This window comes from Nannocystis exedens (assembly GCF_002343915.1).
GTDB lineage: Bacteria > Myxococcota_A > Polyangia > Nannocystales > Nannocystaceae > Nannocystis > Nannocystis exedens.
On sequence record NZ_NETK01000001.1, the window covers coordinates 9,534,518 to 9,549,006 of the forward strand.

Genomic DNA, 14,489 nt, shown 5'->3' on the forward strand with positions numbered 1-14,489 from the left:
CGCATCTTGCGCGCTGCGCCGAGAATCGCCGTCGGCGAGTCGACGGCCGGGCCCGATGCGATGTCACGGGCGGCTCGGCAGGACAGTGACAGGGACGCGAGCGACGCCGCAGTATCGCCGCAGGGCGGGGAGGATTGGCCGATCGCGACGACACGCGCAGGGAGATCCGTCAGCCCCCATACGCACGCGCCGTCGACCCGCGCGGTTGACGATCGGGCCCGGACGTGTACCATGCCGGCGATGCGACTCTTACGAATGGTGGTCCTGGTGAGCCTGGCCCTGGCGAGCATGGGCGAGGGCGAGGCGAAGGCGTGCTCCTGCCTGCGGCAGGACTTCGGCGGCGGCAAGCTCTACGTCGGCGCCGGCGGCTCGGTGCCCGCCGACGCGGAGGGCTTCGCCTGGACCGGCGGCGAGAAGCTGACCAGCGCGAAGGGCCGCGTGACGGTGGTGCGCGTCGACGGCAAGAAGAAGGTGCCGGTCAAGTACACGATCGTCGAGAAGGGGCCGCTCGAGGTGATCGTCCCGGCGGCGAAGTTCAAGCCGGGCCAGGTCTACGAAGTGACGGTACGCGAGGGGCCGCAGGCGGCCGAGACCCGCAAGAACCTCGATCCGGGCGCGACCAATGTGCCGCCGCCGGAGACGACGACGACGGTGACGATCGCGGCCGGGCCGCTGACCCTGCCGCAGGCGACGCTGACCGCGTCGGCGCCGGCGCAGGAGAAGATCAGCGTGGCCCACCCCGCGAGCTGCAGCGCGGAGATCGAGGCGGCCACGGCGGCCCTCAAGGTCGAGCTGCCGGCCGAGGCCGAGCCGCTGCGCGAGTACCTGGTCTACGAGACCCGCGTCGACGGGGCGGTGTGGAACGCCAGCAGCGGCCTGTGCAACCACGTCGATCCGGGCCGCACGTGGACCGGCGAGGCCGGCACCGACAAGCTGTTCGTCGCCTGCGAGCAGCCCGACGCGCTGAAGCCCGGCCGCCACAAGGTCGAGGTCGAGGTCGCCTCGCCCGACCGCGCCAAGGTGATCACGACGCCCGCGGTCGAGCTCGAGCTGGCCTGCGCCGCGGCGCCGCCCCCCGCCGCGGAGCCGTCCACGCCGGCGCCGGCGCCCTCCGAGCCGCAAGAGCCGCCGCCGGTCGCCAAGAAGGGCTGCAGCGTCGGTGATCCCGGCTCGTTCGCGTGGGTGCTCGGGGTCGGCCTGCTGTTCGCGCGCCGCCGCCGGCGCGCTGGCTGAAAGGGCATGTGCGCCAGGACATGTCCGAGGCGACATGTCCCCGAGCGCGGGCAGGTGGGCGCGAGCCGCGCCAGGTGGCGCCTGTCCTCGGGGCCATGCCCCGAGCGGCAGGTGCCACATGCTGCGAACAGGCCGCGCCCGCGGGCGCGGCTTGGGAGATGCGGTCGGCAGCGCCTGCCCTCGGGTCCAGGGGCACGGGCCTGGGAGCCGCGGTCCCCTTGCGAGCATGCGCGCGCGTGCGGGTTCGCGCGCGAGCCGGTCATGACAGCGGCCGGCCGAGCCGGTATCGTGGCGCGGCGCCATGATCGTGCCGTCGCTGCTCCTCGCCGTCGCGCTCGCTTCGCCCGCGGAGGTGCGCGCCGACGAGGGGGCCGGGCCTGCGACGCCGGCGGCGGTGGACGGCACCGAGGCTTCGTCCGCGCCGACGACGACGCCGGCCGATCCGGCGGCGACCGGCGCGGTGGTGCCGGCCCCGACGACCGCGCCCGCGCAGCCGGCCCGGGCGAAGACGGGGCGCGGGCTGCTGATCGCCGGTGGGGTCCTCACCGGGCTCGGGGTGGTCGGGCGGATCGGGCTCGAGGTGTTCTGGTCGACGGCGGCGCAGATCGTGCCGACCGACCCGTTCGCCCGCTGGAGCGCCGCGAACCTGGTGTTCGTGACCAACTGGAACAACCTGATGTTCTTCGGGCCAGGTCTCGGGCTCTTGACCGCGGGGGCCTACCGCCGCGGCGGTCACGAGGCGAGCCTCGGCAAGGTCCGCGACGCCCGGCGCATGCGCCGGGTCGGGATCGGGCTGCTGTCCGGCGGCCTCGGCCTGTGGGCGCTGTCGCGGGCGCTGTTCTTGCCGATCGCCGAGGCGTGCCCGAGCAACCGCTGCGCCTACACGACGCTCGAGACGACGTTCTGGATCGGGGCCGGGGCGATCTTCGCCGGCGCGGCGCACCTGGCCTATGGGACAGGTTACTCGCGGGCCGCGGCGAAGGTCCAGGTGGCGCCGAGCCTGGGGCCGGGCTACGCCGGGCTGGGGCTGGCCGGCCGATTCTGACGGAGGACCGACGATGCACGCGCACCGCCTCACGCTCGCCGCTCTGATGGTCCTCGCGCCGGCCTGCGCCGACGACGAGATCCCCGAAGACCTCGGCTCGCGACCCGAGGACGAGGTGATGCTGGTCGACAGCCCGATCCTGCAGCACCTGGCGGCGGCGCTCGAGGACGGGGCGACGCTGCGCGCGAGCGACCTGTACTTCGCCGAGCGGCTGCGCTTCACCGCGGCGCCCGATCCGTCGGCGCTGCTGGCGGCGCAGGCGAGCGAGCACGCCGCGTTGCCGCCGCTGGCCGAACCCGCGACGCTCAAGGTGCTGACGTACAACGTCGGGCTGCTGAACCGCTGGTATCCGTTCACCCACGTCGGCGTGCCGCGCTACGTCGAGCGGCGGGCCGAGGCGCCGGCGCGGCTGCTCGCCGACGGCTGGGACGTGCTGTTCCTGCAGGAGGCGTGGGAGCTGGCCGACGTCGAGCGCTTCGCGGCCGAGGCGGCGCGGCAGGGCTACGCGATCTATTCCGGCAGCGAGGACAAGCACGCGCAGCACGGGCTCGTGATCCTGGTCCGCGAGGCGCTGATCGGCGCGGCGGAGCAGGAGTTCGGCGAGGAGCAGTTCGCGGCCCAGCGGGAGATCGAGCTGTTCCCGGGGCCGGGGATCAAGCGCGGGCTGATTCGCTGGAGCTTCACGCACGCGCCGACCGGACGGCGGGTCCATCTGTATGCGACGCACCTGACCGCATTCCCGGAATTGTGGCAGGAGCGCGACGTGCAGGCGCGGGTGCTCGGCGGGCGGGCGAAGAGCCACCCGGACGGCGACGTGGTGCTGGTCGGCGGCGACTTCAACGCCGGGCCGTATTACCCCGAGGACCGGTTCGGCAGCGCCGGCGAGGAGGTGCTCGCGGGCTGGTGGCACAACGCGATGATGTACCCGCTGATGCTGCACTACGGCGGGCTCTACGACAGCCGCAGCGCGCTGCAGCCGGCCGACGACGTGACGCGCATGCAGCAGTTGCTGTTGCCGTTCGCGCTCGGGCCGTACCGCGACGAGCCGCTGGCCGGCCGCTGCGACGGCATCCCGCACGACACGTTCACCGGCAGCGACTGCAACTCGCTGTACTTCTCCCAGTATGGGGCGACCGAGTACCCGGCGCGGCTCGACTACATCTTCGTCCGCGACGTCGAGCGCCACGTCCGCGTGGTCGCCACGGCGCTCGAGTACACCGAGCCGCTCGACTTCGGCGCGGCCGGCAACTTCGAATTGTCCGACCATTACGGACAGTCGGCGACGCTGCAGCTCGAGTGAAATAGCGCCGCGGGGCCGGTGGTTGTGACCCGGCCGCATGCGACCCGCGGGCGTCATCCCGGAGCAGCGCCAGGCCCGGCGCTTCGCCGACTACCTGCTGACCCTGGGCATCGTCGCCCGGCTGCGGCCGGCGCCGGAGGGCTGGACGGTGTGGGTGGTCGAGGAGGACGCGCTGCCGCGGGTCCGCGACGAGCTGGCGTCGTTCCGCCGCGAGCCGGGCGCCGCGCGCTTCGCCGTCTCCCGTGAGGCCGAGCGGATCCGCGCCGAACGCCGGGCGGCCCTCTCGCGCGGCGGAGCGGCCGCCGACGCGCCGCCGAGGACCCCCGTGCGGGCGCCGTGGGCGTCGGCGACGCCGCTGACATGGGCGCTGCTGCTGTTCTGCGCGATCGCGGCGCTGATGACCCGGCTCGGCGACCCGAGCTCGCCGCTCGTGGCGCGGCTGCTGCCCGACGCCGCCGGCCTGTCGGCGAGCGCGCCGTGGCGGTGGTTCACGCCGGTGATCGTCCACACGGGGCCGCTGCACCTGCTGTTCGTCGCGGCCGTGTGGCCCGAGCTGGCCCGCCGCGTCGAGGCCCGCTCCGGCACCGCCGCGCTGGCGGCGATGGTGCTCGGCTTCGGTCTCTTGGGCAATGTCGTTCAGGCCATGTTCTTCGGGCCAGCTTGTCTCGGGCTGTCGGCGCCGGTGTTCGGGCTGCTGGGGGTCGCCGCGGCCGAGCGGCGCGCGGGCGCGGCGGGCGAGGTCGAGGTGGTGCTGGCGGCGGGCTGGCTCGGCGCCTGTCTCTTGGGACTGGTCGGCCCGGTCGGCGGCGCGGCCCACGTGGCGGCGCTGGCGGGCGGGCTGGCCGTCGGCGCGATCGCGGCGCGGCTGCGGGCCTGGCGGGGCCGAGGGGCGCGACTGTCCCGGTGAACCTCGCCCCGGGGGCGGGCCCGCGGCGGCGACCTGCAGCGGACGCGGCGACAATTTCGCTGGCGAGGGGCCGGGCCAGGACCTATTGTCCGAGTCGATGGTCAAGGCGGCGGAGAGCAACCTCGACAGCCTGCGCGAGAAGATCGCCGGTCGGTACAGCGACGGCGTCGTGCTGGTCGGCAAAGCCCACGCGCTGGCGGAGGCGGGCGACGCGGCGGCCGCCCAGCGCGGGGTGGTCGCGTCCGACATGCTGACCGAGCTGCGCCTCGACCCACCGGCGCTGGCGGCCGCGATGGTGGCCGACGCGGCCATCTCGGGGACTATCAAGCTCGAGGCCGTGGGCGAGGCGCTGGGCGCCGACACGCAGGCGATCGTCGACGGCGTACGCCGGGTGGCGACGATGCGCTGGGACCGTCCGGCCGGCGACGACGGCGAGAGCCTGCGCAAGATGTTCATGGCGATCGCCGCCGACGTGCGGGTGGTGATCGTGGCGCTGGCGCTGCGCCTCCGCGACATGCGGGCGCTGCGGAGCCTGCCCGACGAGGCCGAGCGGCGGCGGATCGCCCGCGAGACGCTCGAGATCTACGCGCCGCTGGCCAACCGCCTCGGCATCTTCCACCTCAAGTGGGAGCTCGAGGACCTGTGCCTGCGCGAGCTCGAGCCGGACATCTACCGCCAGATCGGCGCGGCCCTGGCGGCCAAGCGGGACGAGCGCGACGGGATGATTCGCGACGCGATCCTGACGCTGCAGGCGCGCATCGAGGAGGCCGGCATCCACGGCAAGATCAGCGGCCGGCCCAAGCACATCTACAGCATCTACAAGAAGATGCAGCGCAAGCGGGTCTCGTTCGCCGAGATCTACGACGTCAGCGCGGTGCGGGTGCTGGTCGACTCGGTGCCCGACTGCTACGCCGTGCTCGGCATCGTCCACGGGCTGTGGACGCCGATCGCCGGCGAGTTCGACGACTACATCGCCCGCCCGAAGCCGAACGGCTACCAGTCGCTGCACACGGCGATCGTCGGCCCCGGCGGGCGCTCGCTCGAGGTCCAGATCCGCACGACGGAGATGCATCAATTCGGCGAGTACGGCGTGGCCGCCCACTGGGCCTACAAGGAGAGCCGCAAGGCCGGGCGCCTGGCCGACGCCAAGTTCAACTGGCTGCGGCAGCTGATCGACTGGCAGAAGGAGGTCACCGACCCGCACGACGTGGTCGAGTCGCTCAAGACCGACATCTTCCAGGACCAGGTCTACGTGTTCACGCCCGGCGGCGACGTCATCGACCTGCCGGTCGGGGCGACGCCGGTCGACTTCGCCTACCGCGTCCACACCGACGTCGGCCACCGCTGCCGCGGGGCGCTGGTGAACGGCCAGATCGTGCCGCTCGACCACAAGCTGCAGACCGGCGACCGCGTCGAGATCCTGACGCAAAAGACACCCCAGCCGAGCCGCGATTGGCTCAGCCCGCAGCTCGGCTATGTGATCACCTCGAGCGCGCGCCACAAGATCCGGCAGTGGTTCCGCCAGCAGGGCCGCGAGGCGGCGACGGTGCAGGGCCGCGAGTCGCTCGAGCGCGAGCTGAAGCGCCTCGGCATCGAGCGCCCGCGCTACGACGAGTACGTCAAGCTGTTCGCCAATCACAACACGCCGGAGGAGCTGTTCTCGGCGATCGGGTTCGGCGACATCGCCACCCAGGCGGTGGCGGCCAAGATCCTCGACGCCGAGCGCGCGCAGCAGGAGGCGGTCAAGCTCGCGGCCGAGGCGGCCCGCCTGGCCGCGGCGGCGACGTCGACGCATTCGTCGCCTGTCCCCGAGGCCAGCCCGAAGCGACCGCCGAGCAAGCCCGCGGCCGCCGGCGGGGTCAGCGTCGAGGGCCAGGCCGGGGTGCTGAGCCACCCGGCCCGCTGCTGCACGCCGGTCCCGGGCGACGCGGTGATCGGCTATATCACCCGCGGCCGCGGGATCGCCATCCACCGCCGCGATTGCCCCAACATCCTCTCGAGCCCCGAGCCCGAGCGCCTGATCGAGATCGCGTGGGGCAACGAGAACCGCCGCCGCTATCCGGTGACGATCCTGATCCAGGGCAGCGACCGGATCGGCCTCCTGCGCGACATCGTCGAGGTGTTCGCCGACCTGGGCATCAACGTCAGCGGGACGACGGTGACGACCAACAAGAAGGAACAGTCGGCGTCGATTTCGGCGACCCTCGAGGTGTCGAGCAACGAGCAATTGGTGCGGGTGCTGGCGAAGATCGAGCGGGTGCCGGGGGTCGAACGGGCGCGCCGGCAGGCGGGCTGAGCCGACTTCGCGGGTGCGCCCAGTCGGGCGAGGAGATCCCCGGGCTTTCCGGCGATTGATGGCACGATCGCCGGCGAGGTGGTGGCCGAAAGGCCAGGCCGCAGGTCGGATGATCGGCTCGATCCTCCGTCGATTCGCCGTTCGTCCGTCGCCGCCGCGGCGCGCCGACGGCCGCCGCGGGTGATGTCGATGGATTTTCGCCCCGCCCCGGAGGGCGCTTGCGAAGCGGCCGATCCGGCGTGTATCTACCAAGCGAAGGCGAGGTACCCGGATGGCGAAGAAGACGGCGGGGGCGAAGAAGACGGCGGCGAAGGCGACGGAACGAGCAGCGGCCGCGAGCAAGACGCAGACGACCCAGGCGACGACCCGCGCGGCGTCGAAGGCCGCGAAGGGGACCTCGGCGAAGTCGGCCAAGGCGGCGAGCACCGCGAAGGCCGCGAGCAAGGCGACGAAGCCGCCGGCCGCGGGCGAGGCGGCGAAGGCGGCGAAGAAGTCGGCCGCGCGCGAGGCGGCGACGCAGCCGGCCGCGAGCGAGGCGGCGAAGGCGGCGAAGAAGCCGGCCGCGCGCGAAGCGGCGACGCAGCCGGCCGCGGGCAAGGCGGCGAAGGCGACGAAGCAGCCGGCCGCGAAGAAGGCGGCGAAGAAGCCGGCCGCGAGCCCCGCGAGCGCGGCGCCGGCGACCGCGAAGAAGACGGCGAAGGGGGCCAAGTCGGCGAGCAAGGCCAAGCCCGTCCAGGCGGTGACCGAGACGGCCGCGGCGCCGTGGATCGCCGGCACCAAGGGCGCGGCGAAGAAGCGCGGCAAGCTGGCGCCGCCGCGCGCGACCGAGGCGAGCAAGGGCGCGGCCCAGGTGATCGACGCGGCCGCGTACACCTCGAAGAGCCCGGCGAAGGGGAAGAAGGCGGCGAAGGCGGGCGTGGGCGCCGAGTACGGGGCGAAGGCGACCCCGGCGGGCGAGTACGCGGCGAAGGGCAAGAAGGCGGCGAAGGGCAAGAAGGCCGCGAAGGCCGGCTTCGGGGCCGAGTACGCGAAGGCGCCGCCGGCGGCCGAGTACGCGGCGAAGGGCAAGAAGGCCGCGAAGAAGGCGGTGAAGGCGGCCGCGCAGGCGATCCAGGCGGCGATCGGGGCGCCGAAGACCGGGCCGGGGGCGAAGAAGCAGGCGAAGGCCGCCACCGGGAAGGGCAAGGGCGGCAAGGCGGCTCCGGCGGCGCTGGCGAACGCGGTGCAGACCGTGGCGAGCGTGACGAAGGCGGCGGTCGAGGCCGCGACGTCGACCGTGAAGGCGGTGCTGGCGAAGGCCACCACGCGAGGCGGCCGCAAGGCGGCCAAGAAGGCGCCGCCGGCGACGACCGCGGCGAGGGGCGCGAGCAAGCCGGCGCAGCCGGGCCCGGCGAAGAAGGCGGGCAAGAAGGCGGCCAAGGCCGCGGCGCCCGCGAAGGCGGCCGCGAACAAGGGCAAGGCCGAGGTCGCCGCGCCGCGCAAGGGCACGACGAAGGCCAAGAAGAGCGGGGCGAAGGCCGCGAAGGGGGCGAAGGGCAAGAAGTCGGGCAAGGGCTCCGACGACTCGGCCAGAGGCTCGGACGGCTCGGCGAAGGGCGCCGCTGCGGCGAGCGGCGCCTCGGCGAAGACAGGCGGCGGGAAACCGTCGGCCGGCGGGGGCAACCCGGCCAAGCTGATCGCCAGGATCGAGGCGGCCGCGGGCGCGGCCGGGTTCAAGCTGCCGAAGGGCGCCAGCCCGGCGGCGATCGCCAAGCTCGAGCAGACGCTCGGGCTGCGGCTGCCGGACGCGGTGAAGGCCTGGTACCTCGCGCACGACGGCGGCGGCGACCGGTTCGTGCTCGCGGGCCGCGAGCTGCTGTCGCTCAAGCGGATCGCCGAGGAGTGGAAGATCTGGAAGGACCTGCTCGACAAGGGCGTGTTCGGCGACAACGACCACAGCGACCCCGGCCCGGGCGTGCAGCAGAAGTGGTGGATCCCCGAGTGGGTGCCCGTCACCTACGACGGCTCCGGCAACCACGACGTGGTCGACCTGGCGCCCGCGAAGGGCGGCAGGCCCGGGCAGATCCTGTCGTTCTGGCACGACGAGCCGAGCCGCCGCGTGGTCGGCTCCGACTTCCTGTCCTGGCTCGCGGGCCAGGAGTGGGGCACCGACTGAGCGCGAGCCTCGGCTCGCCGGCGGGTGTCCGTGAGCGCATGTCCTGAGGGGCATGCGCTCCAGGGCATGTTCCGAGGGGCATGCGCTCGAGGGCATGCGCTGAAGAGCATGTCCGCCGCGGACTCGCCGGTCGTGCGCGGCTGCGGCAGCGCGCACGCTGGCTGGCCCGCCGGCGCCGCGAAATCGCGGCGCGGCCGGCTCGCGGTCCTTGCCGCCCCTGCGAGGCCGCGACAGCACGCGCCTGCCGGCGCCGCGAGGTCGCGGCAGCGGCTGGCTCGCGCTAGCGGCCCTGCGAGGTTGGGACCGCAGGCACCCCGGCCCCGTGCGCCGGTTTCAGCGCCCGCCGGAGCGGCGGCGGCGGAGGGCGAGCAGCAGCAGCCAGGCGCTCGCCGGCGCGGTGCTGCGACAGCCGCAACCGCCCTCGTCGCCCGAGGCGCCGGCGTCGTCCGTGGAGGAGGCGGCGCTGCCGTCGGTCGACGCGGCGGTGGTGGCCTCGCCGGTGGAGCCGCTGTCGATGCCGGTCTCGGCGCTGGTCCCGGCGCCCGTCGGGTCCCCCTCGCTGTCGGAGGAGTCGTCGCCGGGCGAGCCGCCGGTCGAGGTCGGGTCGCCCGTGGTCGGCGCGCTCGGCTCGGCGCAGGCGGGGTGCGGATCTTCGGCGCCGCACTGGTGCTCGTCGAGCAGCCAGACCTCGGGACCTGTCCCCTGGACCAGGAGCGGCCGGGCCGCCAGCGGGGTGCCCTCGGGCAGGCCGGCGATCGCGTCGGCCGGCATCACGGCCGCGGTGGCCGGGTCGAAGCGCCAGGCGCCGACGACCTCGGGGGCGACGAGGCGGCGAAAGCCCTGATCGATCAGCCACAGCGGCGCGGAGGTGCCCTCGGCGAGGGCGAGCTGCGGCGGGCCGTCGACGGTGGTGCCGATCGGGGTGCCGGCGAGGTCGAGGTCGGCGACCTTCATCAGGTCGAAGTAGGTGGAGAAGTGCCACTGATCGAGGATCGAGGGGCCCGCGATGTGACGCTTGACGCCGGCGACGATCGGCAGCGGCGGGCAGGCATAGACGGCAGGCGAGCCCGACAGCTCGAGGTTGGGGTCGCCGTTGGTGTCGATCCCGTAGGCGTGGACGCTGTGCGGCTGGCCGTCGAGGCGGCTCAGCGGGAGGGCGCCGTAAAAGCCGTGCTGGCACTGCTCGCCGCGACAGCCGACGTTCAGGGTCTGGCCGGCGGTGAGCGGGACGCCGACGGCGACCGGGTCGCCGGCCGGGCCGTCGAAGTAGAGGTGGATGTCGATCGGGGTGGCCGGGGCGTCCGGATCTTGCGTCCAGCCGGAGACGCCGGCGCAGTCGGCCGTGACGGCCCCGACCGGGCCGGCGGCCTGCACGGCCGGCGCAGCGCCGAGGAGGGCGAGGAGGACCAGGGCGGACCGGGTCATCGCGCTCACAGCAGGATGCCGTCGATCACGGCGTTGCCGTCGTCGCCGAACACCGCGCCGTCGAAGCCGAAGCTGCCCTCGACGCCGTAGGCCTCGAGCAGGCTGACGTGCAGGTTGGCCAGCGGCGGCTGGGCGTCGCCCGGGAAGGCGAGCTTGCGATTGCCGGTGGCGAGCACGCCGGCGCCGCCGAACAGGATCGGGCAGTTGTGCCCGTGGTCGTGGCCGTTGCCCTCGCCCATGCTCGAGATGGCGAGCACGATCGTCTCGTCGAGCAGGCTGGCGCCGGTGGTGCCCGGGGTGTCGCGCAACAGGCCGAGCAGCGCGCCGAGCTGCTGGCACTGCCAGGTCTCGACCTTCTCGAGCCGATCCTTGGCGACCTGATCGCCGAAGTGCGACAGCGCGTGGTGACCGCCCGGCGCGTCGAGGAAGTCGTGCGAGCGACAGCTCAGGCCGAACTCGATCATGAAGGTCAAGATCCGCGTCTGGTCGCAGAGGAAGGCGAGCCGGATCAATTGGTGGAAGGCGTCGACGCGGCCGGCGTAGTCGAGCCCCGGTACCGGCGGCTGCGGGTCGGCGGCGCACTCGGCCCCGCTGCTCTCGAGGCTGAGCTCGAGGTCGCGGAGGGCGTCGAAGTAGGCCTCGAGCGTGGCCTGGTCGGCGCTGCCGAGGTGCTGCTGGAGGACGCGCGCGTCGTCGCGGACGAAGTCGATCACCGACTGCTTGGTCTGCCGCCGGAGGTCGGCCGCCGGCCCGGTGAGGCCGTCGACGCCGGCGCCGAACAGGCGCTCGAAGGCGGCGCTCGGATCGATGGTGGCGACCAGCGGCGAGCCGGGGCCGGTCCACGAGATGCTCTGGGTGAAGGCGCACGAGGAGCCGCCGACGTCGCACGGGCCGGGCTCGCCGGCGCTCCACTGCAGCGACTTGAAGCGAGTGTCGAGCGCGAGCTGCTGCGCCAGCAGCTGGTCGAGCGAGACGCCGTTCTGGCCGTTGCCGCTGAGGTCGACGATGTGCCGGCCGGTCATGATCGTGCCCGTGCCCATGGCGTGCGCGGCCCCGGGGCTGGCGATCGCGGCGTTGTTCGACAGGTTCTCGAGCGCGAGCGCCCGGTCGGCGAACGGCTGCAGCGCGGAGGCCTGGGCCGGGAACACCAGCTGGTTGTCGACGAGCGCGGGCACCCACCACTCGGGCCGGCGCCCGTTGGGGAAGTAATAGACGAGCAGCCGCGGCTTGGGCCCGGCGGCGCTGGCCTTGCCGGCGTCGAAGTACTCGAGCGCGGGCAAGACGAGGCTCGCGGAGCCGACCCCGAGCAGCCAACGACGGCGCGAGAATCGATGGGACACGGGCATCAATTGCCTCCGAGAGCGGCCGGCGCGCGGAAGGCCGGGGTGTGGACGATGGCGTCGATGAGCTCGGCGAGGGTGTGCCGCTCGGCCGTGGCGGCGGCGGCGATCTCGTCGAGGTAGTCGGCGTCGTAGAGGGCGAGCGGCCGACCGGCGGCGTAGGTGAACAGCTTGCGGGTGAGGCAGCCGACGAACACCTCGCTGTCGGCGTAGAGCTCGGCGAGCTCGGCGGCGCCCTCGAAGGTGCGACCGTCCGGGAGCTCGCCGAGGTTGTCGAGGTTCGGATCGATCACCGGCTGGGCGACGCCGTCGTACTCCTCGAGGCCGATGCCGAGGACGTCGAGGAGGGCGTGACAGCCGGCGCAGGTCGGGTCGGACCGGTGCTTCTCCAGCGCCTCGCGCACCGAGCCGGCGCCGCCGAGATCGGGCGGCTCGAACACGAGACCCGGCGGCGGGGGGGCGACCGGGCTGCAGAGGAGCTTCTCCGACAACCAGCGGCCGCGGCGGATCGGCGAGGAGTGCTCGGCGTCGGAGGTGGCGGTGAGCCAGGCGCCGAGCGAGAGCAGACCACGCCGCTCGCCCTCGCCGGCCGGGACGCGCACGAGCTCGCTCGAGCCGACCGGCGGGAGGCCGTAGTGCGTGGCCAGGCGATCGTTGCGGTAGGCGAAGTCGGGGTTGAGGATCGCGGCGACGGGCAGGTCGTTGGCGAGGAAGTCGCCGAAGAACCGCTTGGACTCGGCGGTCATGGCGGCGCGCACGTCGTCGTCGAAGCCGGGGAACTCGTCGGGGCTCGGGCTGAAGCTCTGCAGGTGCCGCGTCGACAGCCACTGCTCGGCGAAGCCGTCGAGGAGGGCATTCGCCTTCGGGTCGGCGAGCATGAAGGCGACGGCCTCGGACAGGCCCTCGTCGGTGGCCAGCCGGCCCTCGGCAGCCATGTCGAACAGCCGCTGGTCAGGCATCGAGCTCCACAGGAAGTAGGACAGCCGGCTGGCGAGCACGTAGTCGTCGAGCCACCCGTCGGCGTCGGCGTCGGCGGTGGTGCGGGCGCGGTAGAAGAACCGCGGCGAGAGCATGACGGCGCGCATGACCAACCGCAGCGCCTCGTCGGCGGCCTCGCCCTGCTCGCGCAGGCGGGTGAACAGGTCGACGAGGCCGGCCTCCTCGGCGGCGCCGAGCGGGCGCCGCCAGGCGCGGAAGGCGAAGTTCTTGAGGATCTGCGCGTAGCAGTCGAGGTCGCCCTCGCCCTGCGGCTCGCACACGTAGACGCGATCGTGACCTGGCCCCGGGGCCAGCTCGAGCGAGCGCACGCCGAGCGCGGCGACGAAGATGTTGTTGAAGGTGTTCTCGGCCGGGAGGTTGACCCAGTTGGTCGGGATGACCTCGATGGTGTGGACGCCGGCGGTGAGGGTGATCGGCTGGACGTGCTCGGCGGGGATCGCCGAGCTGCCCTGGACGGCGAACACCGGCAGCGAGACGCCGTTGACCCGCAGCCGCGCCTCGGCGGCCGGCGCCGGGCCGCCGACGCCGGCGCCGGCGCGCAGGACGATCTGCGCCTCGGTGGTCGCGGGCACGCTGACCTGGACGCTGAGGACGTTGCCGCTGAGCGCCCACAGCTCGCCGATCGAGTAGCCCGGGGCCGGGACGGTGAGCTCGGCGCCGGTGAAGTCGGCGGCGAACGCCGGGCGATCGGACAGCGCGTCGGCGATGACGTCGCGCGCGGCCTTGTCGTAGGCGTCGAGCAGGGTCGCCGAGACGTGCAGCTGCCCGGCCATGTTGTCGAAGCCGCTGGCCTCGGGGTCGGGCCCGAACGCGTCGGCCGGCCGCAGGCCGGTGCCCAGCAGGTCGCGCACGGTGTTGTTGTATTCGAGCCGGTTGAGCCGGTGCAGCGGCTGCGCCGGCAGCTCGGGGCCGTCGTCGCCGGCGGTGGTGGCGTCAGCTCCGCCGGAAGTGTCGGCGGCAGTGCCCGCGGTGCCGGTGCTGTCGCCGGTGGCGGCCGCGGAGGCCTGCGCGGGGCCGTCGTCGCGGTAGCAGCCGATCGTCAGCAGCGCGCCGGACAGGACGCCGGCGAGGAGGACGCGTGGTGTTGGGCCCACCGACGAACGATCGCGCGCGGGCCAGGACAGCAGGGCATGAGGTGCAGGCATGGACGGCGGCGATGCGTGGGGATCGACCAGACTCGTGTATAGCCAGGCGCGAGGCACCTGAGAAGAGCGAACCGCGGTTCACCCGACCCGGCGCACACGGTGAGACCACGGGTCCGCGGGTGCGGGCGCGCGAGGATGCAGGGGGCGAGGTCCCACCGCGGGAGTTCGTCTGTCATGCACGACAGGCGAGCGGTCGCGCCACCGCGGTGGGCGCGGGCGCGTCTGCAGACCCGCGGCCGGGCGCGTCGCATGAGCTGCCTCGAAGGACATGCGCGGCGGTGAAGGGCTGCCAGGGCGAGCGGGCCGGGCGCGCGAGCGCGGGTCGGCGCGGACGCGCTTTCAGGTCGCCGCCGCATGAGATGGCCCGAAGGACATGCGCCCGGCGAGGCCGCCAGGGCGAGGGGCCGGGCGCGCAGGCGCGAGTCGGCGCGGCCCCGTGGCCGGGCCGCGCCGGCATGATCCGTCTCCAAGGACAGGCGATTCGGAGAGGGGCGCCGCCAGGGCGAGGGGCCGGGGCGCGAGCGCGTGCCGGCGACGCGTTCCCGGGCCGCGTCCGCATGAGCTGGCCCGAAGGACATGCGATGATTCCGCGCGAGGACACACGGGCGGGCCGACGAGAATCCGATGTTCCCTGGGGATATCCT

Annotated in this window: 9 protein-coding genes; 6 read left to right on the forward strand and 3 right to left on the reverse strand. The window is 73.8% G+C overall.

Annotated elements, in window-relative coordinates; translation table 11 throughout:
• Positions 1-240: 240 nt before the first annotated feature.
• The 6 genes from NAEX_RS37215 to NAEX_RS37240 all read left to right on the forward strand — a co-directional run bounded on the left by NAEX_RS37215 (position 241) and on the right by NAEX_RS37240 (position 8,936).
• Positions 241-1,233, forward strand: a complete 993-nt coding sequence (locus tag NAEX_RS37215; RefSeq protein WP_143141127.1) for a hypothetical protein — start codon at positions 241-243, stop codon at positions 1,231-1,233.
• Positions 1,234-1,534: 301 nt separating this feature from the next.
• Positions 1,535-2,278: a hypothetical protein gene (locus NAEX_RS37220; RefSeq protein ID WP_096332217.1), complete on the forward strand. Its 744-nt coding sequence runs from the start codon at positions 1,535-1,537 to the stop codon at positions 2,276-2,278.
• Positions 2,279-2,291: 13 nt separating this feature from the next.
• The gene (locus tag NAEX_RS37225) at positions 2,292-3,578 is read left to right on the forward strand and encodes an endonuclease/exonuclease/phosphatase family protein (RefSeq protein ID WP_143141128.1); all 1,287 of its coding nucleotides are present in this window, start codon (positions 2,292-2,294) and stop codon (positions 3,576-3,578) included.
• A gap of 37 nt (positions 3,579-3,615) precedes the next feature.
• Entirely contained in the window at positions 3,616-4,485 is an 870-nt protein-coding gene (locus tag NAEX_RS37230; protein ID WP_096332219.1) for a rhomboid family intramembrane serine protease, read from the forward strand.
• Positions 4,486-4,582: 97 nt separating this feature from the next.
• Complete coding sequence (locus NAEX_RS37235; RefSeq protein WP_143141129.1) at positions 4,583-6,781, forward strand: RelA/SpoT family protein; 2,199 nt, start codon at positions 4,583-4,585, stop codon at positions 6,779-6,781.
• Positions 6,782-7,052: 271 nt separating this feature from the next.
• Positions 7,053-8,936: an SMI1/KNR4 family protein gene (locus tag NAEX_RS37240; RefSeq protein WP_096332221.1), complete on the forward strand. Its 1,884-nt coding sequence runs from the start codon at positions 7,053-7,055 to the stop codon at positions 8,934-8,936.
• A gap of 333 nt (positions 8,937-9,269) precedes the next feature.
• Here NAEX_RS37240 and NAEX_RS37245 read toward each other — a convergent pair whose 3' ends face one another.
• From NAEX_RS37245 to NAEX_RS37255, 3 genes are read right to left on the reverse strand one after another with little or no spacing between them, the layout of a single operon-like run.
• Entirely contained in the window at positions 9,270-10,361 is a 1,092-nt protein-coding gene (locus NAEX_RS37245) for a hypothetical protein (RefSeq protein ID WP_143141130.1), read from the reverse strand.
• 5 nt (positions 10,362-10,366) lie between these two features.
• Positions 10,367-11,701 carry a DUF1552 domain-containing protein gene (locus NAEX_RS37250; RefSeq protein ID WP_170136330.1) on the reverse strand — a complete coding sequence of 445 codons (1,335 nt, stop codon included), beginning with the start codon at positions 11,699-11,701 and terminating at the stop codon, positions 10,367-10,369.
• A gap of 5 nt (positions 11,702-11,706) precedes the next feature.
• On the reverse strand, positions 11,707-13,794 hold the full coding sequence (locus NAEX_RS37255) for a DUF1592 domain-containing protein (RefSeq protein WP_170136331.1): 2,088 nt from the start codon (positions 13,792-13,794) through the stop codon (positions 11,707-11,709).
• Positions 13,795-14,489: the final 695 nt, after the last annotated feature.

What these genes read in the sequence shown, in the direction of transcription:
- NAEX_RS37215 (WP_143141127.1), top strand. Translation starts at nt 241, where the DNA reads ATGCGACTCTTACGAATGGTGGTCCTGGTGAGCCTGGCCCTGGCGAGC.
- NAEX_RS37220 (WP_096332217.1), top strand. Translation starts at nt 1,535, where the DNA reads ATGATCGTGCCGTCGCTGCTCCTCGCCGTCGCGCTCGCTTCGCCCGCG.
- NAEX_RS37225 (WP_143141128.1), top strand. Translation starts at nt 2,292, where the DNA reads ATGCACGCGCACCGCCTCACGCTCGCCGCTCTGATGGTCCTCGCGCCG.
- NAEX_RS37230 (WP_096332219.1), top strand. Translation starts at nt 3,616, where the DNA reads ATGCGACCCGCGGGCGTCATCCCGGAGCAGCGCCAGGCCCGGCGCTTC.
- NAEX_RS37235 (WP_143141129.1), top strand. Translation starts at nt 4,583, where the DNA reads ATGGTCAAGGCGGCGGAGAGCAACCTCGACAGCCTGCGCGAGAAGATC.
- NAEX_RS37240 (WP_096332221.1), top strand. Translation starts at nt 7,053, where the DNA reads ATGGCGAAGAAGACGGCGGGGGCGAAGAAGACGGCGGCGAAGGCGACG.
- NAEX_RS37245 (WP_143141130.1), bottom strand. Translation starts at nt 10,361, where the DNA reads ATGACCCGGTCCGCCCTGGTCCTCCTCGCCCTCCTCGGCGCTGCGCCG.